The 20,978-nt window shown below is 61.5% G+C and carries 20 protein-coding genes and 1 pseudogene; 12 read left to right on the top strand and 9 right to left on the bottom strand.

Features of this window, described 5'->3' with window-relative positions; translation table 11 throughout:
* Positions 1 to 85 precede the first annotated feature (85 nt).
* From dsbD to MesoLj_RS31210, 3 genes are read left to right on the top strand one after another with little or no spacing between them, the layout of a single operon-like run.
* The gene (gene dsbD, locus MesoLj_RS31220) at positions 86 to 1,858 is read left to right on the top strand and encodes a protein-disulfide reductase DsbD (RefSeq protein ID WP_202323729.1); all 1,773 of its coding nucleotides are present in this window, start codon (positions 86 to 88) and stop codon (positions 1,856 to 1,858) included.
* Between the two features lie 26 nt (positions 1,859 to 1,884).
* The gene (locus MesoLj_RS31215; protein ID WP_202323728.1) at positions 1,885 to 2,529 is read left to right on the top strand and encodes a DsbA family protein; all 645 of its coding nucleotides are present in this window, start codon (positions 1,885 to 1,887) and stop codon (positions 2,527 to 2,529) included.
* Positions 2,526 to 3,209, top strand: coding sequence for a L,D-transpeptidase (locus MesoLj_RS31210; protein ID WP_446720268.1), 684 nt, complete (start codon positions 2,526 to 2,528; stop codon positions 3,207 to 3,209). The genes MesoLj_RS31215 and MesoLj_RS31210 overlap by 4 nt, the downstream gene beginning before the upstream one ends.
* A gap of 218 nt (positions 3,210 to 3,427) precedes the next feature.
* Here MesoLj_RS31210 and MesoLj_RS31205 read toward each other — a convergent pair whose 3' ends face one another.
* From MesoLj_RS31205 to MesoLj_RS31190, 4 genes are all read right to left on the bottom strand, one after another.
* Positions 3,428 to 4,615: a serine hydrolase domain-containing protein gene (locus MesoLj_RS31205; protein WP_202323727.1), complete on the bottom strand. Its 1,188-nt coding sequence runs from the start codon at positions 4,613 to 4,615 to the stop codon at positions 3,428 to 3,430.
* The gene (locus tag MesoLj_RS31200; protein ID WP_202323726.1) at positions 4,602 to 6,239 is read right to left on the bottom strand and encodes a GMC family oxidoreductase; all 1,638 of its coding nucleotides are present in this window, start codon (positions 6,237 to 6,239) and stop codon (positions 4,602 to 4,604) included. Before MesoLj_RS31200 ends, MesoLj_RS31205 begins: the two co-directional genes overlap by 14 nt.
* Positions 6,240 to 6,304: 65 nt before the next feature.
* Positions 6,305 to 6,949 carry a 4-carboxy-4-hydroxy-2-oxoadipate aldolase/oxaloacetate decarboxylase gene (locus MesoLj_RS31195; RefSeq protein ID WP_140775091.1) on the bottom strand — a complete coding sequence of 215 codons (645 nt, stop codon included), beginning with the start codon at positions 6,947 to 6,949 and terminating at the stop codon, positions 6,305 to 6,307.
* Positions 6,942 to 7,337, bottom strand: coding sequence for a hypothetical protein (locus MesoLj_RS31190; RefSeq protein ID WP_140775092.1), 396 nt, complete (start codon positions 7,335 to 7,337; stop codon positions 6,942 to 6,944). Before MesoLj_RS31190 ends, MesoLj_RS31195 begins: the two co-directional genes overlap by 8 nt.
* 219 nt (positions 7,338 to 7,556) lie before the next feature.
* On the opposite strand from MesoLj_RS31190, the gene MesoLj_RS31185 reads away from it, so the two are divergent.
* The 5 genes from MesoLj_RS31185 to MesoLj_RS31165 all read left to right on the top strand — a co-directional run bounded on the left by MesoLj_RS31185 (position 7,557) and on the right by MesoLj_RS31165 (position 12,460).
* A complete protein-coding gene (locus MesoLj_RS31185; protein WP_202323725.1) occupies positions 7,557 to 8,603 on the top strand; it encodes an ABC transporter substrate-binding protein in 1,047 nt (348 codons plus the stop codon).
* A 54-nt stretch (positions 8,604 to 8,657) separates the two neighbouring features.
* The gene (locus tag MesoLj_RS31180; RefSeq protein WP_140775094.1) at positions 8,658 to 9,710 is read left to right on the top strand and encodes an ABC transporter ATP-binding protein; all 1,053 of its coding nucleotides are present in this window, start codon (positions 8,658 to 8,660) and stop codon (positions 9,708 to 9,710) included.
* A gap of 2 nt (positions 9,711 to 9,712) precedes the next feature.
* Positions 9,713 to 10,624 carry an ABC transporter permease gene (locus MesoLj_RS31175; RefSeq protein ID WP_202323724.1) on the top strand — a complete coding sequence of 304 codons (912 nt, stop codon included), beginning with the start codon at positions 9,713 to 9,715 and terminating at the stop codon, positions 10,622 to 10,624.
* Between the two features lies 1 nt (position 10,625).
* Positions 10,626 to 11,429 (top strand): ABC transporter permease, encoded by an 804-nt coding sequence (locus MesoLj_RS31170; protein WP_181180078.1) that lies wholly within the window; start codon positions 10,626 to 10,628, stop codon positions 11,427 to 11,429.
* 233 nt (positions 11,430 to 11,662) lie between these two features.
* Positions 11,663 to 12,460, top strand: coding sequence for an IclR family transcriptional regulator (locus MesoLj_RS31165; RefSeq protein ID WP_202323723.1), 798 nt, complete (start codon positions 11,663 to 11,665; stop codon positions 12,458 to 12,460).
* Between the two features lie 24 nt (positions 12,461 to 12,484).
* Here MesoLj_RS31165 and MesoLj_RS31160 read toward each other — a convergent pair whose 3' ends face one another.
* The gene (locus tag MesoLj_RS31160; RefSeq protein ID WP_181180079.1) at positions 12,485 to 12,985 is read right to left on the bottom strand and encodes a VOC family protein; all 501 of its coding nucleotides are present in this window, start codon (positions 12,983 to 12,985) and stop codon (positions 12,485 to 12,487) included.
* Between the two features lie 241 nt (positions 12,986 to 13,226).
* Here MesoLj_RS31160 and MesoLj_RS31155 point away from each other — a divergent pair, with 241 nt between their 5' ends.
* Positions 13,227 to 13,886: a ThuA domain-containing protein gene (locus MesoLj_RS31155; RefSeq protein ID WP_202323722.1), complete on the top strand. Its 660-nt coding sequence runs from the start codon at positions 13,227 to 13,229 to the stop codon at positions 13,884 to 13,886.
* A gap of 189 nt (positions 13,887 to 14,075) precedes the next feature.
* On the opposite strand, the gene uxuA is transcribed toward MesoLj_RS31155, so the two are convergent.
* The 4 genes and pseudogenes from uxuA to MesoLj_RS36890 all read right to left on the bottom strand — a co-directional run.
* Positions 14,076 to 15,248 carry a mannonate dehydratase gene (gene uxuA, locus MesoLj_RS31150; RefSeq protein WP_202323721.1) on the bottom strand — a complete coding sequence of 391 codons (1,173 nt, stop codon included), beginning with the start codon at positions 15,246 to 15,248 and terminating at the stop codon, positions 14,076 to 14,078.
* A gap of 11 nt (positions 15,249 to 15,259) precedes the next feature.
* Positions 15,260 to 16,738, bottom strand: a complete 1,479-nt coding sequence (locus tag MesoLj_RS31145) for a mannitol dehydrogenase family protein (RefSeq protein ID WP_202323720.1) — start codon at positions 16,736 to 16,738, stop codon at positions 15,260 to 15,262.
* A 166-nt stretch (positions 16,739 to 16,904) separates the two neighbouring features.
* Entirely contained in the window at positions 16,905 to 17,444 is a 540-nt protein-coding gene (locus MesoLj_RS31140) for an FCD domain-containing protein (protein WP_244735221.1), read from the bottom strand.
* Positions 17,445 to 17,543: pseudogene (locus tag MesoLj_RS36890) on the bottom strand (GntR family transcriptional regulator); the annotation flags it as partial. It lies immediately after the preceding gene.
* 366 nt (positions 17,544 to 17,909) lie between these two features.
* On the opposite strand from MesoLj_RS36890, the gene MesoLj_RS31135 reads away from it, so the two are divergent.
* The 3 genes from MesoLj_RS31135 to MesoLj_RS31125 are packed head-to-tail and all read left to right on the top strand — an operon-like array spanning position 17,910 to position 20,975.
* Positions 17,910 to 19,208 (top strand): ABC transporter substrate-binding protein, encoded by a 1,299-nt coding sequence (locus tag MesoLj_RS31135; protein WP_140775103.1) that lies wholly within the window; start codon positions 17,910 to 17,912, stop codon positions 19,206 to 19,208.
* Positions 19,195 to 20,151: a carbohydrate ABC transporter permease gene (locus MesoLj_RS31130; RefSeq protein WP_202323719.1), complete on the top strand. Its 957-nt coding sequence runs from the start codon at positions 19,195 to 19,197 to the stop codon at positions 20,149 to 20,151. The genes MesoLj_RS31135 and MesoLj_RS31130 overlap by 14 nt, the downstream gene beginning before the upstream one ends.
* Positions 20,148 to 20,975 (top strand): carbohydrate ABC transporter permease, encoded by an 828-nt coding sequence (locus MesoLj_RS31125; RefSeq protein ID WP_202323718.1) that lies wholly within the window; start codon positions 20,148 to 20,150, stop codon positions 20,973 to 20,975. The genes MesoLj_RS31130 and MesoLj_RS31125 overlap by 4 nt, the downstream gene beginning before the upstream one ends.
* Positions 20,976 to 20,978 lie beyond the last annotated feature (3 nt).

Here is a 20,978-nt window from a genome sequence, read left to right as displayed (position 1 = left end):
CGGCTCCGTGCGATCCGCACCTTAAGCCTGCCTTAAGGTGGGCGTCGAGATTCCGCCCGTGAATTGAAACGGAGCCTTTTACAAAATGCCGTTCTTCCTGCGCCTCCTGTGGTCTCTGGTTGTGCTGGTCCTTTTGCCAATCTCTGCCTTCGGTCAGGTTGGCTTCGGCAAGGCGCCGCCGAGAGCGGATGACGTGTTCAAGCTGAGCGTCCTGCGAGGCGCAAACGGCGGGCTGAAGCTTCACTGGGCGATCGATGGAGGCAACTATCTCTATCGGGACAGCATCGAGGCAAAGTTGGGGGATGAGACGCTTTCCCTTCAGACACCGGCCGGCGAGCGCAAGGACGATCCCAATTTCGGCGAGGTGGAGGTCTATCACAACACGCTCGATGTGGCCGTCGAAGCACCCGCCGCAGGACACCTCAGCGTCACCTACCGAGGATGTGCGGAGGCCGGGATTTGCTATCCTCCGATCTCCAAGGACATCGATCTGGCGAGCCTCGCCATCACGTCGGACGGCCCCTCGTTCGGCGGGGCGTCGGCGGCCGAGCCAGCCGCGCCATCAGATGCTTCCACCAACGACGATGCGACGACAGCTCTGAACGGTGGCATGCTGACAATGGCCGCCGCCTTCCTCGGGTTCGGGCTTGTTCTCGCCTTCACGCCGTGCGTCTTTCCGATGATTCCGATTCTCTCCGCGATGCTTGCCGGGACCGGCACGCGGCTGACTGCCATGCGAGGGTTTGCACTCTCTGCCGCTTACGTGACCGCAATGGCAGCCGCCTATGGCTTGGTCGGCCTCGCCGCGGGCCTGTCGGGGGCGAACCTTCAGGTGATGTTGCAGACGCCCTGGGCGCTGGGGATCTCGGCCGCTGTATTCGTCGCATTGGCGCTATCGATGTTCGGGGTCTTCGACCTGACCTTGCCGTCCGGTCTGGCCGCGAGGATCTCCGGACAGCGTCGCGGAGGATCCGTCGCCGGCGCGGCAGCGCTCGGGTTCGGCTCGGCGCTGATTGTCAGTCCCTGTGTGACACCCCCGCTTGCCGCCGCGATCCTCTACAGCGTGCAGAGCGGCGACCCATGGAGAGGCGCGATCGCGCTATTTTTCCTTGGCCTCGGCATGGGATTGCCTCTGATTGCATTTGGATCGCTTGGGCCTCGCTTCCTACCGAAGTCCGGCGTGTGGCTGGGACAGGTCAGAGGCGCTTTCGGTTTCGTCTTCCTCGCCGTGGCAGTGATGCTGGTGGCGCGTCTCGTTCCAGATGCCGCGGCGATGGCCATGTGGGGCGCGCTCGCGATAGGCCTCGGCGTTTTCATCGGCGCCTTCGACAGGATGGAACGTGCCAGCGCATGGTCCGGCAGGCTGTCCAAGTCGATCGGCCTCGTTGCCGCGCTCTATGGCGCGATCCTCATCGTGGGCTATGCCAGAGGCGGGACGGATCCTTCAAGGCCGCTTGCCTTCCTGACGTCATCCTCGTCTTCAGTGCGGTCCACTTCAACCGCCCAGGACCGTATCACCTCGTCGGCAGAATTCGATCGCGCCCTCGCGCGTCTAGGCGAGGGCGGTAAGCCGATCTTCGTATCGTTCACCGCCGATTGGTGCACGGTCTGCAAGTCCAACGAAGCCATCCTGGCCGGACCGGCCGTCGGCAAGCGCCTGGCCGGCATTCCGGTGATCGTCGCCGATGTCACGGCACAGAGCGGAACGGAGCAGGCGTTGATGAAGCGCTTCGGGATCGTCGGCCCGCCGACCATGTTCGTCCTGGACGCCCGAGGCGCGGAGCAACCGGGCTCGCGGCTCGTCGGCCCCATCACCGTGGAAGACATTTCGAAGCGCTTGACGGATGCCGGCGCCTGAGACCCAAAGAAACGGAGACATTTCCCATGAACCGAAGAAACCTGCTTGGACTGATCCTTGCCGCATCGCCGATGCTGTCGTTCGCTCCCTTCCTGTCGACGCCGGCGGCCGCGCAAAATGTCGACGTCAAGGCCGTGCTGCATGATCCTGATGCACCGGAGGGCGGAAATCCGAAGGGCGACGTCACGATCGTCGCCTTTACCGACTACAACTGCCCCTACTGCAAGAAGTCCGCCCCGGACCTGAAGCGCATCGTCGCCGAGGACGGTAAGGTTCGGCTTGTCTACAAGGATTGGCCGATCCTGACCAAGGCCTCCGTGTATGGTGCTCGACTGGCACTCGCGGCCAAATACCAGGGAAAGTACGAAACCGTTCATGACGCCCTGATGGGAATTCCGGGCAGGCAGATCCCCGACGCCAAGATGTTGGAAGCGGTGAAGGCATCGGGCGTCGACATGGCTCGGCTCAATGCCGACCTGAAGAAACACAATGACGAAATCGCAGCTCTCCTGAAACGAAACATTGATCAGGCCGATGCGCTTGGGATGCAAGGCACGCCGACCTATCTGATCGGCCCGTTCCGGACGTCCACACTCGACTATGGCGGCTTCAAGCAGGCCTTGGCGGAAGCGCGACGCCGTCAGGCCGCCGGCCAGGGGATCTCGGAATGACGATTGCATCATCGATGAGAGCGGGGCTGGTCGCCATCGCACTTCCCGCCTTGCTTGCCGCTTGCGCATCGACGGCCGAGACCACGCCCGTCGCGGCCGTCACCCCCGAAATGCAGCCTGAAAACCACCGATATGGCGCCGTGACCGATGAGCTGTTTCCAGTTGCGGCAGTGCCATCGTCGCGGTTGAAGCCGCAATATATGCGTCAACTCGTCGACGACCCGACCGGACAACCGCCCGGAACCGTCGTCGTCGATCCGCAGAGCCGCTATCTGTACCTGGTGCAGCAGGATGGAAAGGCGCTGCGATACGGCGTTGGGGTAGGCCGCGAGGGCATGGCGTGGTCGGGCAGCGCCACTATAGCTTACAAGAGACAATGGCCGCGCTGGACGCCGACGCAGGACATGATCGCGCGCGAGCCGGAGAAATACCAAAAGTGGGCAAACGGCATGGACGGCGGCGACCGCAATCCTCTTGGTGCCCGAGCCCTCTATTTATTCGAGGGCGGCAAGGACACGCTCTACCGGATCCATGGGACGAACGAGCCTTGGTCGATCGGAAAAGCCATGTCGTCCGGCTGTATCAGGATGATGAACCAGGATGTGATCGATCTCTACGGCCGTGTCCCGGACGGGGCCAAGGTTGTTGTGCTCCCGGCCAATCAGGGCGCAGGGGCATGACGGCGCCCTTCGGGTTCCCCTGCAAGATCTTCAGCAGTCGGCGGCGGCCATGAGAACATCTCCGTTTTCCGGAGATCGCAGGATATTCAAGGGCCGCCATTTCGATCGCTCGGTAATCTTGCCGACTCCAAGGCCGGTAATCGCTATCTACGCCAGTTGCTTGTCGTCGGCGCAACGGCGGTCATCCGTTATGCCGAGCGGAACGAATTAGGCCGCTATCAGATCGAACTGAGATTCGCGGCGATCGTCCCCATCAGGTTCTGCATGTCGATGCGCATGTCCGGGTTGATAGCCTCCGGCCAGGTCGACAGTTTCACCCCGACGAAATCCCGTTGATGATCTATATAGATCATCTGCCCGTAGACCCCCAGCGCCAGGATGACCGGGGCATCGACATCGGCGATCCAGAACTGGTTGCGGTAGGCGCCATTGGGGCGGTCGGCTCGGTAGCGCTCGGGAAACAGGCTGGTGTCGCCGATGCGCGTGTGCGCCACCCATTGCTCCGGCACGATCTGCCTGCCGTTGGCGCAGCCGTCCTGCGCGTAGATCAGGCCGAAGCGGCCGAGATCGCGCAGGCTGGCCGATAGGCCGCCGTCGGCGACGGCATATCCTTCCGGATCGACCGCGAAATTCGCCTCGTCCTCGGCGCCCATGGGTCGCCAGATCAGTTCGGAAACGAGATCGGCGAGCCTGCCCCGCACGGCCGCCTCGATACAAAGACCCAGCACTTCGGTTTCCATCGACCGGTACTCGAACTCCTGGCCGTGCGGGCGCGACAGGCCGCGCAGGGATCCCACCAGCTTGCGCACTGTCCTCGGGCTCGTATTCCCCGCCGGCGCGGGCTTCCAGCCGACCGCGATATCCATCAGGCCGATGCCGGACACGGGGTCGGCCATATCCTCGGGGAAGTGCACGCCGCTGGTCATGTCCAGCAACTGGCTGATGGTGACGTCACGATAGGCGCAGTCAGAGAATTCGGGCACATAGGCCGCCACGGTCCTGTCCAGCGGGAGACTGCCCCGGTGATGGAGGATGCCCGCCAGCGCTGCCACGACCGATTTCGAAACCGACTGCGTCAGATGCACGCTGCCGGGCCGCATGCCGTTTCTGTAATCCTCGACGACGACCCGGCCGCGATGCAGGATGAGAAAGCCGTCGGTCCATGAGCCGTCGAGCACGGCCGCCGCATTGACCCTGTCGCCGCTATGGTCGGCGAAGGTGAGGGCGGTAAGGTCGAGGCCGGTGTGCGCCGCTATGAGCGGCATCGGTTCCGCGCCGGCGATGGGGGCCGTGGGCAGGAAATCGCTCACATGCTGGTAGGCCCAGCGATTGCGAGGCGCGCGATCCCAGTTGGCCAGTGTCAGGTCCTCGGGACGGGGCACGCGCCCGGATTCAGGATCGCGCATCGGCCAGGATCATGTCCGCCGCCTTTTCCGCGATCATGACCACGGCGGCATGGGTGTTGCCTCGCACGATGCGTGGCATGATGGAGGCATCGACCACGCGCAGGCCAGCGATGCCGTTCACGCGCAAGCGTGGATCGACAACGGCGCCGGCATCAGGGCCCATCCGGCAGGTGCCGACGGCATGGATGTCGGAGCCCGCCTTCTGGCGGATGAAGTCGAGGATCTCGTCATCGGTTTGCACGTCCTTGCCCGGCTGCAATTCCGAGGCGACGTAGGGCTTCATGGCCGGCTGCTCGGAAATCCTGCGCACCAACCTTATGCCGAAGGTCATGGCGCGGATGTCGTATTCGGTCTGGAAGAAGTTGAAGCTGATCCTCGGCGCGGCCATGGCATCGGCTGAGCGCAACGTGACCGCACCGCGCGCATCGGGATTGACATGTTCGGGGCTGAAGCTGAAGCCGGAAAACGGATGCGGCTTCGCACCTTTGGCCGTGCGCTCGCCGACGCTCCAGGCCGCCATCGCCATCTGGATGTCCGGCCGGTCTTGCGTGTCGTCGCTACGCGCGAAGCCGCCGACATAGATGCCAGTCTCGGCGAGGTAGCCCTTGCGGGTGACAGCATATTGCATGCCGACGCCGATCCGCCTCGCCAGACTGTTGGCGATGTCGTTGACGGTGATCGGCTTGGTGCAGCGGAACATCAGCTGGACGCAGGTATGGTCCTGCAGGTTGCGGCCGACTTCCGGCAGGTCAAGGACGCAGCCGATGCCGAGATCCTGCATCGGCGCGGCGGCCCCGATCCCGGACACCATGAGTAGTTGCGGGGAGGCGATTGTGCCTGCCGACAGGATGATTTCGCCAGCCGTCGCGATCCGCCTCTGCCCGCCTTGGCTGAACAATACGCCTGTGGCGACGCGGTTCTCGACGACGATCCGCTCCACCCGGGCACCGGTGACGATCCTGAGGTTGGCGCGCTTGCGAGCCGGGGTCAGATAGCCGCGCGCCGTGCTCCAGCGCCGGCCTCTGTGGATGTTCATCTGGTAGTAGCCGAAGCCGTCCTGCGCGGCGCCGTTGAAATCGTCGTTGCGCTCGAGCCCGGCCTGCACCGCCGCCGCGCAGAGCGCGTTCGGCAGTTCGTGGTCGAACGACTGGTCCGACACTTTCAGCGGGCCGCCGACACCGTGCCAATGGTCGGCGCCGCGCGACTGGTCTTCGGCCTTGCGGAAATAGGGCAGGACCTCGTCATAAGACCAGCCGTCGCAGCCGGCCTTTGCCCAATCGTCGAAATCCTCGGCGTTGCCGCGCACATACATCATGCCGTTGATGGAGCTCGATCCGCCCAGCACCTTACCGCGCGGCTGGTAGAGCACGCGTCCTTGAAGGGCGCTCTCCGGCTCGCTCTCGTACATCCAGTTGTAGCGGCTGTCGGTGAACAGTTTGGAATAGCCCATGGGCAGGTGGATCCAGGGGTTCAGGTCCCTGGGGCCGGCTTCGAGCAGCAGGACCTTTTTGCGGCCGCTTTCGCTAAGGCGCGCGGCGAGCACCGCACCGGCCGAACCCGCGCCAATGACGATGAAGTCATAGGGGCCGCCATCAAGCAGCAGGGCATTCTGGGCATCGGGCATCGTCTAGGACCTCGGACACGAAAGGGACTGGCACGCGGGGGACCGGCGACAGTCTCGGCAATGGATCATCGCGGCAGATCCTCGCCGGCAGCGGACAGATATTTGCGAAGATCGAGAAGATCCAGCGTCAGCGCGCCTTGGCGCAGCCGGTCGCGCATCGCGATTTCCTGTGCAAGGCGCTCTCCGGTGCTTTCGAAGACGCGGCCAAGATCGACGCTCGCCACCGCGCACACCCCGTCGTCATCGGCGACCACAAGGTCGCCGGGCGCGATGCGGACGCCGCCGCATTGTACCGGGGCACCGATCGATCCGGCATGGATCTTGGTCGCGCCGCGGATGGCCAGGCCCCGGGCCCATACGGGAAAGCGCATCTTGTTTAGCTCTGCCGCGTCGCGCACGAAGCCGTCCACCACCACGCCGGCAATGCCCCGGCATGCCGCCGCCTCGGCGAGGATGTCGCCCAGATAGCCGCAGGCCTCGCCATGACCAGACAGCACGATCACGTCACCGGCCGCTGCCTCGGCCACCGCGCGGTGCAGCGCCAGATTGTCGCCGCGCTCGCAGCTGACGCAGAAGGCCGGACCGGCAATCGCGAGGCCTGGCACCATCGTCCGCACGCCCGGATCGAGATCGCCGATGCGCCCGTAAGCTTCATAGACGGTGGCCGCGCCAGCGCGGGCGAAGAACCGCAACTGCGATGCTTCAATCATCGATTTCCTCCATCAATTCTATGCGGCAGCCGGGTAGTGGTTCGAAAAAGGCGATCCGGCGATGGCCGAAGCCGCCACGAATCGTGGAGGGGCCCCAAATGAGCCTGGCGTTCCAGTCGGGATTTTCGAGAATGGCGGCAAGGCTCGGCACGGCAAAGCTTGCGTGCAGGAAGCCGCCGGCCGAAGGCACGTTCTTTCCGTCATAGAGCGCGGTCTCGAAGAAATTGATGCTGATGCCGCCAAAGCGGGCTTCCAGGAACTGTTCGCCATCGATGTCGTGCATGGCCCGCTTCGACCAGCCGCCTGTGCTTTCAACCAGCGCCTCCGCTTCGGCCACGCTGCCGACGCGGAATGCGAGATTGATCAGTTTTGCCTCGCCGTCACTCATCTGGCGCCATCCTCCTTGGTCAGGGTTACCCATATCGACCGCCGGAATCTTGATCAATAGAAATTGTTTTATAAGGAAAAGAAATTGCGATCATCGCAAAAAGCCAACGAAATTGCTTGACAATCGGTAGCCCTGTGGCCTTACATCGAATTGTTAGGCATAAACGTTGTGTTAAAAACAACAATTGCTAGCGACCTGAACAAGAATGGGAGACGATTTATGCGTGGTTCGATACTGGCTGCAGGCATTCTTGCGGCCGCGTTTGCCGGAACGGCGTCCGCCGAGGAGGTGACGCTTACGCTCAACACGCCCGGCGGCGCCGTACAGGAAGGTGGGCGCGCCGTGCTTTGGGGGCCGGCTGCCAAGAAGCTCGGTGTCCAAGTGAAGGAAGAGACGGCCGACAACGCCCTCGACGTGCTTCGGCTCGAGGTTGGCTCCAATTCGGTCAAGACCGATATCATCATCATGAGTGGCTACCAGGCGGCGATCGCCGGGGCCGAAGGCATGCTGGAGCCAATCGACTACAAGGCCGTTGACGCTTCCGAGTTCCTGCCGGGAACGGCGGCACCCTATTGCGTCGGCATCTACGGCTACGCGGCGGTGATGGCATGGAACACCAAGACCTATGCCAAGGACGCGCCTTCGAGCTGGGCCGATTTCTGGAATGTCGAGAAATTCCCGGGCAAGCGCTCGATGCGTTCCGACGCCGAGGCGCAGGTCGAGATGGCGTTGCTGGCTGACGGCGTGGCGCCCAAGGATGTCTATAAGGTGCTGGGCACCGAGGACGGAATCAAACGCGCCATCGCCAAGATCGCGACGCTGAAGCCCAGTATCTCCGTCTGGTGGTCTTCGGGTGCGCAGCATGGGCAGTTGATGAAGGACGGCGAGGTGGACATGACGACTGGATGGAACGGCCGTTTCCAGACCGCCAAGGAAGCTGGCGGCCCCGTGAACTACACCTACAACCAGGGCATCCTGACTTACGACTGTTTCGCTGTGACCAAGGGCTCGACCCACAAGGCCGAGGCGATGAAGATGATCAACGAGATGTCGTCGGCGCAGTCGCAGGCCGGCCTCACCAAATACGTCTCCTACGGTCCGCTGAACCAGGGCGCCTACAAGACCGGCATCATCAGCAAGGAAGCCGAGGCCGTGCTGCCGACGAGCCCTGCCAATTCGGGCGCGATGATCGTACAGGACATCGACTGGTGGGCGAAGAACAACGACCACGTCCAGCAGTTGTTCGAAGACATGATGACCGAATAGGCGCTGTCCCCTATGCTTCTTTCCCCGGCCTCCACCCGCAGCCAGACAGGTCATATGAGCAGTCGTTCCGCAGAATCGGTCCGCATCGAGGCCGTGTCCAAGATGTATGGCGATTTCCGCGCCCTCGACGATGTCAGCCTGACGGTGGAGGCCGGTGAATTCGTCGCCATTCTCGGTCCCTCGGGCTCAGGCAAGAGCACGCTCTTGATGGCCGTCGCCGGTTTCATCCGCCCCGATCGCGGGCGGATCTTCTTCGGCGACAGCGACATCGTCAGGCTTCCCGCCAATCAGCGCGGCTTCGGCGTCGTCTTCCAGAGCTATGCCCTGTTTCCGCATATGGACGTCATGGCCAATGTGACGTTTCCGCTGGAGGTTCGCGGCGTGCCGCAGGACGCGGCGCGCAAGCGGGCACTGGCGGCGCTAGACGTCGTCAAGCTTGGCGGCTACGGATCGCGGCGCATCGGCGAACTCTCGGGCGGCCAGCGTCAGCGCGTGGCGCTCGCCCGCGCCATCGTGTTCGAGCCCAAGGTGCTCCTGATGGACGAGCCGCTATCGGCCCTCGACAAGATCCTGCGCGAGGAGATGCAGATCGAAATCCGCGAACTGCACAACAAGCTGCAGATCACCACGCTCTACGTGACCCATGACCAGCGCGAGGCGCTGACAATCGCCGATCGCGTCGCCGTCATGGACAAGGGCAGGATCGTCCAGCTCGACAGTCCCGAAACCATCTACCGGCGGCCGACCAACGAGTTCGTCGCCCGCTTCATCGGCGAGGCGACCATATTGCCGTTGGCCGAGGCGCGCGGCGTTGTGTCTGGGGATCTCGGTGCGGTGGCGCCTTCGGCGCATGCGCTGATGGTGCGCAGCGAGGATTTCTGCCTGGCCAGGAGCGGCCACGAGAGCGACTGGTTTGCGGTCGCCGGCCTGCTGCGAGGCGTCGTCTTCCAAGGCGACAGCTGGCTGCTGCAGGTCGACCTTGCCGGCGGGCAAGCCATCACGGCGCGCGCGCAAAAGCATTTCAGTTCCGAGGTCGCCGACCTCCAGGTGGGACAGCCCATCGACCTGCACGTTCGGCGCGACCGCGTGCATTTCCTTCAGGTGTAGACATGTCCGCCCTGAATGCGACCATTCCGAACTCTGCGGCGCAAGCCGACAATGGCAGGCGGCTGGCATGGGACGCCAGGCTTGAGCGCTTCGTCTCCCTGGCCTTCACGCTGCCTTGCCTGGCGGTCGTGGCGCTTTGCGTACTCGTACCCTGCGCCTGGCTGTTCTTCCTGTCGGCCTTCGGCGCGGACGGCAAGCCAAGTTTCGAGAACTACCAGCGCATCCTGGATGGGGCGAGCTACGCGCGCATCTTCGTCACGACCTTTCAGGTCGCGCTGGCAACGGTGGCCGCGTGCGTGGTGATAGGCGTGCCCTTCGCCACCTTCATCAACGGGCTGCCGCCCAGGCGCTCCGTGATTTTCCTGGCGGCGGTGTTGCTGCCGTTCTGGACCTCGCTGCTGGTGCGGGCCTATGCTTGGCTGGTGCTGCTGCAGCGCACCGGCATCGTCAATTCGATGCTGATGTGGCTTGGCATCACCAAGGCGCCGCTGGAGCTTGCCTTCAACCATTTCGCCACGGTGCTCGGCATGACCCACATCATGCTGCCGATCTTCATCCTTCCGGTGCTGGGGGCCATGCGCAACATCGACCGCGCGCTGATCCGCGCCGCGGCCAGCATGGGGGCGTCCAGGTCCTATACCTATCGCCGGATTTTCCTGCCGCTCGCCGTGCCGGGCATTGCGGCCGGCGCGATCCTCGTCTTTGTGATGAGCCTTGGCTTCTACGTCACGCCCGCCATCCTCGGCGGCGGCAACGTCAACGTCATCTCGATGCGCATCGCGCGCAGCCTGTCCAACTATTCCAACTGGGGCGCCGCCAGCGCGCTCGGCGTGCTGCTGCTGGTGTTCACGGCCTTGCTGTTCGCGCTGAGCTATGGGGTGCAGCGCGTCCTGCTTTCGCGGCAGAGGAGCTGACATGCTTGATGGGTTCGAGGACACGCCGCTTATCGAGCGACTGAAATGGCTGCTTGCCATTCTGCTGGTCGTGTTCCTGGCGGCGCCGTCCTTCATCGTCATACCGATGTCGTTTTCATCGTCGGATTTCCTGGCGTTTCCGCCGCCGTCGCTGTCGCTGCGCTGGTATCAATATTTTCTGGACTCCATCACCTGGACCCAGGCGGCGCGCGCGTCGCTCACCGCCGGTACGCTGACCACGCTGGTGTCGGTGCCGATCGGCATCTTCGCCGCCTACGGCGCCACGCAACTGAGCCAGCGCTGGCGGCTGCTGGTCAGCGGGCTCATCGTCCTGCCGGCAGTGATACCCTCGATCCTCATCGCCATCGGCCTGTTCTTCGTGCTGGCTCGCATCGGTATGGTCGGCACCATGACCGGGCTGGTGCTAGGCCATGTGGCGCTGGCGATCCCGGTGGTGTTCGTGGTGATGAGCGCCGCCTTCAGCCAGTTCGATTTCAGCCAGGAACGCGCCGCGCGCAGCCTGGGCGCGCGCTGGCACCAGGCCTGGCTCAGGGTCGTGCTGCCGCAAGTGAGTGGACCCATCGTCGCCTCCGGCCTGCTTGCCTTCGTCACTTCGCTCGACGAGGTGGTGGTGGCCATGTTCGTGTCCGGCGGTAACAATGCGACGCTGCCCAAGGTGATGTTCACCGCGCTGCGCGACAAGATCGACCCGACCATCGCCGTCGTGTCGACGGTGTTGCTGGTGGTCGCCACGTTGGCGGTGATCGTCATCCTGCGAAAGGGTGTGGCGGCGCTGAAGGCCTGAGGTCGCCCGAGTTCGGCGTGTTTGCAAAGTCATTGAGAAACAATTGTTGTCTTGGGGAGCTTGTCAGTGTCTGGCGGACCTTGGGCGATCGGATCGACAATCTGGCGTCACGGTGTGTTCGTACTGCCAGCATTTGCGCAGGGCTCGACCAGACGCGCCCGGTTTGTTCGTTTGACAGGTGAGGGCCGACAGCCTATTCCATTGTTTCATAATCAAACTTTCGGGAGACAATGTTGGACAATCCGAACCCCGCGCACGAGGGCGAGAGTCCGGCCGGCCACATCCAGAGCCTTGAAAAAGGCCTGCGAATCCTCGATGAGATCATCGAGGCCCCGGCGCCGCTCAAGCTGTCGGATATTGTACGGCGCTTCAACATGGATCGTGCGTCCGCCTTCCGTTTCTTGCAGACGCTCGAGCATCGCGGCTTCCTGCGCAAGGACACCACGACCAAGGAGTATGACGTCGGCGGGCGCATCTACTATTGGGCGTCGCGGCTGCGCGAGAAGACGCGGCTGATCGATTCCTTCCACGACCAGTTGCAGCGGTTGGCCAGCATCACCCAGCAGACCACGCATCTGGGGTTGTTTGTCAACGACCGGGTGCTGCTGGCCGATTTCGCGCTGTCGGATTCGATCATCTCGATCCGCCATTGCATCGGCGTTCTCGAGCCGCTCTACAGTTCCGCCGTGGGCAAGGCCGTGCTCGCCTTCCTGCCGCAGGAACAGCGCGAGACGCTGATCAACAACATCGATTTCGTCCGCCTTACCGGCAACACCATCATGAACGCGGATGCACTGCGCATCGATCTGGCGGTCACGCGCGAGCGCGGCTATGCAATCGACGCGAACGAGACCCACGAGGGGCTGACCTGCGTCGCCCGCCCGATTTTCGGCAAGGACAACATTCCCGTCGCCTCGATCGGCATTACCTGCGTGACGGCGCTGGTCGGCGCGGAGCCCGGCAGGTTCGAGCATCTGATCCATTCCATCCAGGCGATGGGTAACGAGATCACCACGAATCTTGCCGTGTAGCTCGCGCGCCTCGCACGCCCACGATCAGGCTGCCGCCTTGCGGTAGAGGAATAGGGTGGCAAGCCGGTTCTGCTGCGACTGTTCCTGCTCGTTCTCCAGCCGGCGCAAGGGGGTCTCGAAGGCCGACAGGTCAAGCTGCGTGGCATCGGGATGGTCGATCTCGAACAGATTGTCCGAGGGATCACGCACGAACATCTGTAATTCGCCCGACGGCAAAAGCCACAGGTCGGCATAGCGTGTGCCTTCCTCGAAAGCGCCCCGCGCCTGCAATGCCCGGTAGGCGCCCATGAAGTCGGCCACCTCGACCGCGAAATGCTGGTAGGTGCGCACGCCAGCGGTCGGGCCGACCTGCTGGAGGTGGAGCTGCAAATTGCCGAGCCGCATCCAGCACACCGGGAAGCCGAAATTCGGCGCCTGTACGCGCTCGCATCCCAGCACTTCGCGATAGAACGCCTCCGACTCTGCAAGGTCGTGGGCGGGAATGCTGACATGGTTCAGCGTGGCTGACTGCGGTCGTTGGCTCATCATTCGCTCCTCCGGGCGGGTGCGGCCGTTCGTCGGCCGAAATCCCCGGCAACATCGCGCAACTCAGAATGAATATCAACAATTATTGTTATATTAGATACATCAGAGAAGTCGCCAAAGGGTCGATAAGCGAGGGTTTAGCTATGGAACCCTATGTTCGCCTTGAAAATTTGATACAGTTGTTGTTCTGTACGATATGCGCATCCGCAATGTGGATGGCCAAAAGGTGAAGAGGGATTTCATGAGGCGGTGTCTGATCATTTCCGGAGGCTACGCGCCGCATCGCGCCGTCGAGGCCGGCGAGCGCGTCAGGTCGATGCTCGAGGAAGACGGATTCGCCGTGACGCATAGCGAAACGCTCAGTGCCTATGACATGGAAGATCTCGCCGGCTATGACCTGATCGTTCCCAACTGGACAGTGGGCCAGATGAGTGTCGACACCTCAAAGAAGCTTTGGGCGGCAGTCTGGGCGGGCGTCGGGCTTGGGGGCTTCCATGGCGGCATGGCCGACGGATTCCGTGACAACGACCGGTTCCGCTATATGGTCGGCGGCGCCTATGTGCGCGAACCCGGCGGCATAAAACGCTATACGGTTGAGATCGCACGCCGGGACGACCCGATCATGGCTGGTATTTCCGACTTCGAATATCATTCTGAGCAGTACTACATGCATGTTGATCCGGCGAACGAGGTGCTGGCGACCGTCCGTTTCACCGGCGAGGACTATCCCTGGATCGACGGCGTGGTTATGCCGACAGTTTGGAAAAAGCCATTCGGCCACGGCCGCGTCTTCTTCAGCGCACTCGGACATGTCCCGGAGGAATTCGACAACCCGTCCATGGGTACTATCCTGCGGCGAGGGCTGAATTGGGCCAGCCGCACGAGGTCTCGGCCTCAGTAGGTAGAACCGTCGCGCGGCGCTCATTGCCGTGAGCCGATGCACGGGCGGTGGACAACGATCACCATCGCCAGCCGCCAAGGCCCGGCGCGCTGGCGTGCGCAAGCCGGCAGCATCCACGCGTCCGGCAAGCGGGGAAAGTGCGGCGCATTGGAATAGGGATCTGCGTCGCAAGGTTTCAGTCGACGAGCTTTAAATGCCGCGCGTCAAGGCGCGTATGACGCCCCTGAGTTCCGCCAGACCTTTGAGGCGTCCATTATAGGAATAGCCAGGATTGGTCTGGCGATCTATATCTCCGGCAAGGAGATGGCCGTGATCCGGCCGCATCGGGATGCGCGGACGCCGACCCTGTCGCCCAGCCTCTTCCTCTTCTCTCAGGAGAAGCTCGATGACCGTCACCATGTCGGTATCTCCTTCGAGATGCTCGGCCTCATAGAATGAGCCATCGGGTTCCACCGTCGTGTTTCGCAGATGCGCGAAGTTCACCCGATGAGCAAATTCCCTGGTGATCGCCACAAGATCATTGTCCGGGCGAGAGCCGTACGAACCGGTGCATAGCGTGATGCCGTTGGCTGGACTTTCGTATGCTGCCAGCAGCCTCCTGATGTCGGATGCCGTCGATAAGACGCGAGGCAACCCAAACAGCGGGAAGGGGGGATCGTCCGGGTGAATCGCGAGCCTGACGTTGAACTCTTCCGCCACCGGAACGATCTCTTTCAAGAAGGCGAAGAGATTGCCGCGCATGGTTTCGTCATCGATACCCTGAAAGGATTCGATCAGCGACGAGATGGAAGACCGTGTCTGCGCCGAAGCGCCGCCGGGAAGACCGGCGATGATATTCGTCTCGAGCAGCTTCTTCTGCTCCTCGCTTTTCCCGGCAATTCGTTGTTCGGCTTTCTCGACAAGCAATGGGTCATAGCTCTGCGAAGCGCGATTGCGCTTGAGCATGAACACATCATAGGCCACGAAATCGATCATATCGAAGCGAAGCGCGTAACCGGTCGTCGGGAGCCGAAACATAAGGTCGGTCCGGGTCCAATCGAGGATCGGCATGAAGTTGTAACACACGACCGGAACACCGGCCCGTCCCAGATTGGCGAGACTGTCCTTCCATGTGTCGATCGCTCGTCTTGCATTGGCGTCGCCGCGTTTGATGCTGTCTTCGGTCGGGATCGACTCGCATACGCTCCAGCTGAGGCCGGCCTCTTCAATGACGTGCTTGCGCTTCGCAATCTCCTCGGGTTGCCACACCTGTCCAGCCGGCAGGTGATGCAAGGCGGTGACGACACCGGTTGCTCCGGTCTGTTTGACATGGTCGAGCGGAATGGGATCCTGCTCGCCAAACCATCGCCAGGTCTGCTCCACTGCCTTTCCTTTCAAGTCTTCTCTGGAAATGCCCCGGCAATCGCCGACAGCGTTCCAACGCGGTTGATCTGCTCGAGTGCGCTTGTGATCTCGTCCAGAGCCTCGGTTCTCTCTCGCCATCGCGCGTCGAAGACAGAAGAAAGGCCAAGGAACGCATCGACGATCTCGGCAGCCGACAGGGCCGACAGGTCCTGATCCCGGCGCCATGCGGCCAGCGCTGGGTCACTGACGGAATTTGCGACACCGTTTTCGTTCACGCCAAGGCAGGACCGCATCCAGATGGCGACCGCGAAGGCGACGGCGCCAGCGGGCTTTCGCGCGTCGGTAAGTTCGGCGAGTGGAGCAAGGATGCGCTGCGGAAGTTTCTGTGATGAATCCATGGCAATCTGGGCCGTCCGATGCCTCAATGCCGGATTCAGGAATCGCTGGGCCAGACGCTCGCAGTAACCAACCGCGTCGACCGTCGCGTCGAGCGTGGCCGAAACCTCCTTCCAGTAGGCCGAGATGAAGCGCTGCGCGACAGGCTCGCCAAACACGTCCGCCACCGTCGCCAGTCCCGCGCTCTGCCCGATCGCCGCAATGGTGGTATGCGCGCCATTCAGAAGCCGGAGCTTCATGTGTTCATAGGGCTCGACGTCGGTCACGAACTCCATGCCGCTTGCTTCGAGTCCGGGCCGGCCCTCCGGAAAATGGTCTTCGATGACCCACTGGGAGAACGGTTCGGCGACAACGGGCCATGCATCCTCGGCTCCGAGACGTGACGCCGCCTGGGCCCGATCGTCGTCGGTCGTGGCCGGTACGATCCGATCCACCATGCTCGATGGAAAGGCCACCTGCTGTTCGATATGGTTCGCAAGCAGGCGATCGCCGTTACCAGCGAACTGGACCAGCAAGGCCTTCAGCGTTCTGCCGTTGGATGGAAGGTTATCGCAGGAAAGCACGGTAAAGGGGGCGATGCCACGATCGCGCCTGCGTTTGAGTCCTTCGGTCAGGTAACCGAGCGCGGTTCGTGGCCTGCCCGGGTTCTCGAGGTCGTGCTGGATATCGGGGTGATCCCAAAGCACCGTCCTTGTGGCCAGATTCGCCGTGTACCCCTTCTCGGTTATCGTCAGCGTCACGATTCGTATGCGCGGATCGGCCAGGTGCCGAAGCACCTGTTCGGGCGATTCCGGCGCGACGACGACATCGAGCAGCGAACCGATCGCTCTGAGACGATCCCCAGATCCGTCGCGCTGGATCAGTGTGTAGAGGCAATCCTGCGGTTTCAGGGCGTCTCGCGTTTCCGGGCTGCGGAGCGAGACCGCGACAATGCCCCATTCGTGCTCGCCGCGGTTTAAGCAATCATCGACGAAAACAGCCTGATGGGCGCGATGAAACGCACCCACCCCCAGGTGAACGATACCCGGGGTGACAGCCGATCGCCGATAAGCCGGCGTGACTACGCCAGGAGCAAGCAATGACAGTGTTGCGTCACCGAGGCGGGCGCTCATGGCAGTATCGCTCGCAAAAAGGCGCCATGTCGCCGGACTTCCGAATGCCGCCAAAACACCATTGTCGCGCGCTTTCTCTTGGAGTGTGGAGGTGGCAACGGCGCCTATGACCAGGATTGGCTTCGCCTGGCTTGCGTCGCGCCTAATCCATGAATGTCGATCGGCACTAGGCCTTCAACAAGATTGCTCGAACGTGATTGAGATGAGCCTTCATCGATTTGCGAGCGGCGACAACGGATCGAGCCTCGATGTGCCGGACGATCTCCGTGTGGTCGCTGATATCCATGGCGTCCGTATGGAAAAGCCCCGTCAAGGTCGAGATCCCGGAATGCATCGGCGTAAAATGATGCGACCACAATTCATCGACGATCCGCGCAAGGGTCATGTTCTTGGTGGCGCAGGCCACCAGGAAATGAAACTCGCGATCGCGTTCGAGCCCGGTTCGCGGATCTGTCGGCTCCTTCATTTTTTCAATGATCCGCCAGAGCGCGGCGATATCCTCGGCCGTGGCATTCCGTGCCGCCTCGGCCGCCACGTGCGGTTCAATGGTCATCCGGGCCGTCAGGATTTCAAACGGCCCCGCATCTCTTTGGGACATTGACGGGGCGGCAACACTGTCATCGCCTTTCGGCGGCAGATCATGTCGCACATAGATGCCCGATCCGGTTCGGATTTCCACGAGCCCGGCTATGTCGAGAGCGATCATTGCCTCCCTGACGGAGGGACGGCTGACGCCAAGCTGGGCGGCAAGCTCTCGCTCCGACGGCAGGCGGGCCCCGGCCTCGATCTTGCCCGTGCGTATCATGTCTTCAATCTGCTGGGCGACGAGTTGGTAGAGGCGCTGTGTTTCGACTGTCTGCAGGAGCATCGACGGAGATTCCTTCCCGTTTCGTACCTAGCGGGCGTCTCAAATTTGGTCAAGCTGTTTAAGCTATCTGGTGGTAAGGTGGTAAGGCCAATTTGTTCTTGACACCCTCGACTTTTGAATATTTGATGACGCTCAACGACAAGGACGAGCGAGCCATCGCTCGCCAAGGGAACGATATAAAAATTCTTTAAATCAAGTGCTTAGTTGCGCGAGATTGGAGCTCTACTCGACGATCACGCGTTCGGAATCCTGTGCGGGAGCGCGGGTGGATGTGGGTGAAAATTGTAAAAAAGGGAACCAAATATGAAAAAAACTCTCGTCGTTGCAGCTGCGATCGCAGCTTCAGTTTATGCGGGTAGTTCCGCCTTCGCGCAGGACAAGCCCTATGATGGCGTTACGATCCACGTTGGCACACAGTCAAGTCAGTGGGCGGATGTCTTCAAGGCAATGGCGCCCGAATTCACCAAGCAGACAGGCATCAAGGTCGAGTTCGAGGACATCTCCTTCGACGTCATGTACGAAAAGCTCAAAACGACTTTCGTCGGTGGCGCCCCGACCTATGATGTCGTCTGGTACGACACGATGTGGACCCCGGAATTCTCGAAAGCCGGATGGATCCGCGACCTGACGCCGTATCTTTCGGACAGCAAACTCACCCCCGCCAACTTCGGTTATCCCGACGACTTCTTCGCCACGGAAATTTCCGGTGCCTATGCAAAGGACAACGTCTGGAAGCTACCGCAGGGGACATACGGCATTCCGTGGATCGCAGGCTTCAATCCGCTTTATTACCGCACGGATCTTCTGAAGAAGGCTGGTTTTGACAAGCCGCCTGAAACCATGGACGACCTGCTGAAATACGCGGAAGCGATGAACGATCCGAAGAATGGCACCTACGGATACGTGATGTCGGCAAAACAACCTCGTATCGTCTACGATTGGTCCGGTTATCTCTGGACGTATGGCGGTGATTTCTTCGACAAGGATTTCAAGCCGATCTTCAACAGCCCGGAAGGAGTCAAGGCGCTCGAGACTTATATTGCGCTTGGCAAGCTTTCGCCTCCGGGTGTCGGCGCCTACCACATCACCGAGGAATGGACTTCCTTCATGCAGGGTCATGCCGCGATGGCCTGGACGTTCCAGGACCTGGCTTCGGTTGCTCGAAAGGACTCCAAGATCATCGACAAGTTCGAATGCGCTCCGCCGGTCTCGCATGACGGGAAGCGTGTGAGCTTGCTGGCCGGCATCACGGCGTCTGTTCCCACCAGCGCCGCAAACCCGGAAGCTGCCTACCTCTTCACGGTCTGGGCACAGGGTGTCGAACGCGCCAAGGCCGCCACGCTTAAAGGTGCGATGAGCTGGCGCAAGTCAATCTACAACGACGCGGACATCGAGCAGATGTATCCTTCGGTTAAGGGCGACATCGAGACCAAGACGATCGACACGGCGCGGCCGGTGCCGCTCATTCCCGAATGGGCAGCTGTCGACCAGATCATCGGCGAGCAACTTTCCGCGGCTTTCGCGGGCACCAAGAGCCCGAAGGAAGCATTGGACGAAGCGGCAACCCGCGTCGCATCGTTCATGAAGGATGCCGGCTACTGAAGACGGATACGGCTCCAGGCCGAGGCCTGGAGCCGTATCACTCTTTGACCCGATCGCAACGAGTGCCTTGATGAACCAAGCAGATAAAAGCAGCATTTTCTATCTTGTCGGTCCCGCACTCGTGCTGATGCTGATCGTAGCAATCTGCCCGTTGGTCTATACTGTCTATTTGAGCTTCCATACCTGGAATCTGGCCAAGCTGAACTCGTTCCAATTCGTCGGCTTGCAAAACTACCTGGGGTTCTTTCTCAACAGCGACATCTGGCATTCCATCGGCAGGACAGTGATATATGTCACGTCCTGCATGGTGCTTGAGGTGGGTTTAGGCCTCGCTATTGCGTTTCTTTTCGACACGAATTTCAAGGGCGAGGGCTGGATCCGCGCAATTCTTATTCTGCCGATGGTGATGTCCGAGGTTGTTGTCGGCCTCATATGGCGATGGATCTACAATGCCGAATACGGAATTCTGAACTACTTCCTGGAAGTGCTCGGCTTTGAGCGTTTGTCCTGGCTGACGACGCCCGGCCTCGCCATGGCCTCGCTTGTCATCACTGACGTATGGCAGTGGACGCCGCTTGTCTTCCTGGTTTGCCTGGCGGGCTTGAAATCGGTTCCACAGGACAGCATCGAGGCGGCCCGGCTGGATGGGGCGAACTGGCTGCAGGTCCAGTGGCATGTCGCCTTGCCGGCAATCAAACCCATCATCGTCTCGGTGGTCCTGCTGCGTCTGATCGACTGCTTCCGCTTCGTCGACAAGGTCTTCATCATGACTTATGGCGGACCCGCCAACGACACGGCACTCCTTGGGTTCCGCATCTACATCTACGGTTTCAAATACTTCCAGATCGGTCAGACGGCGGCCTATTCGCTGATATACGTCGCTGCCATCACCGTCCTTGTGAGGATCATGATCCGCTCGTTCAATTCCAAGGCGGTGGCATGATGCGCACCAGAGGCCTTCTCTCGAACATCCTGATCTATACGGCGGTCGCCGTTATCGTCCTGTTCTTCGGCTTTCCGATCTATTGGACGGTACTGACATCGATCAAACCCGTTGACCTCATCCCGCAGAACCCGCCCGCGTTCTTCTTCACTCCCACCTTCGACTACTACCGCCAGATTTTCTCGCAGCCGGTGCTCTGGCGCAGCCTCATGAACAGCGCGATCGTCGCAACGGTGAGCACCGTACTCTCCGTGGCGCTTGGAGCACCCGTGGCTTACGCCCTGGCGCGCTTCAATTTCCGCGGCCGCGAACAGATCGCGTTCTTTTTCCTTTCAACGCGAATGACGCCTCCTGTTGCCGTCGTGCTGCCGTTCTTCCTGATCGCTCGTTCCTTCGGGTTTCTCGACAGCAAGCTCGTCCTGATCGTCGCCTACACCACCTTCAACATCGGTTTCGTCGTCTGGCTGCTGCGTGGGTTCTTCAGCGAAGTTCCTGCCGAAATCGACGAGGCGGCCATGGTCGATGGCTGCTCTCGCGGTGGCGCATTCTTGAAGGTCGTGTTGCCTCTGGCAGCACCTGGCATCGCGGCGGCCGGCATCATTTGCTTCATCTTCTGCTGGAACGAATTCCTGTTTGCATTGATCCTGACGAACTTCAACGCGAAGACCTTGCCGGTGGCAGCTGCCGGCTTCGTCACCGACCGGCTTGTCTTGTGGGGCAATTTGTGTGCGACCGCCGTCATCACCTATGTGCCGGTGGCCTTTTTCGCGCTGCTTGCCCGCAAGCACTTGATCCGCGGTCTGACCATGGGTGGCGTGAAGTAGCCT

It is taken from the genome of Mesorhizobium sp. 113-3-9, from assembly GCF_016756515.1.
In the GTDB taxonomy this organism is placed as follows: domain Bacteria; phylum Pseudomonadota; class Alphaproteobacteria; order Rhizobiales; family Rhizobiaceae; genus Mesorhizobium.
The sequence above is the reverse complement of the archived record's forward strand: the minus strand, read 5'-3'. Positions and strand labels throughout refer to the sequence as shown.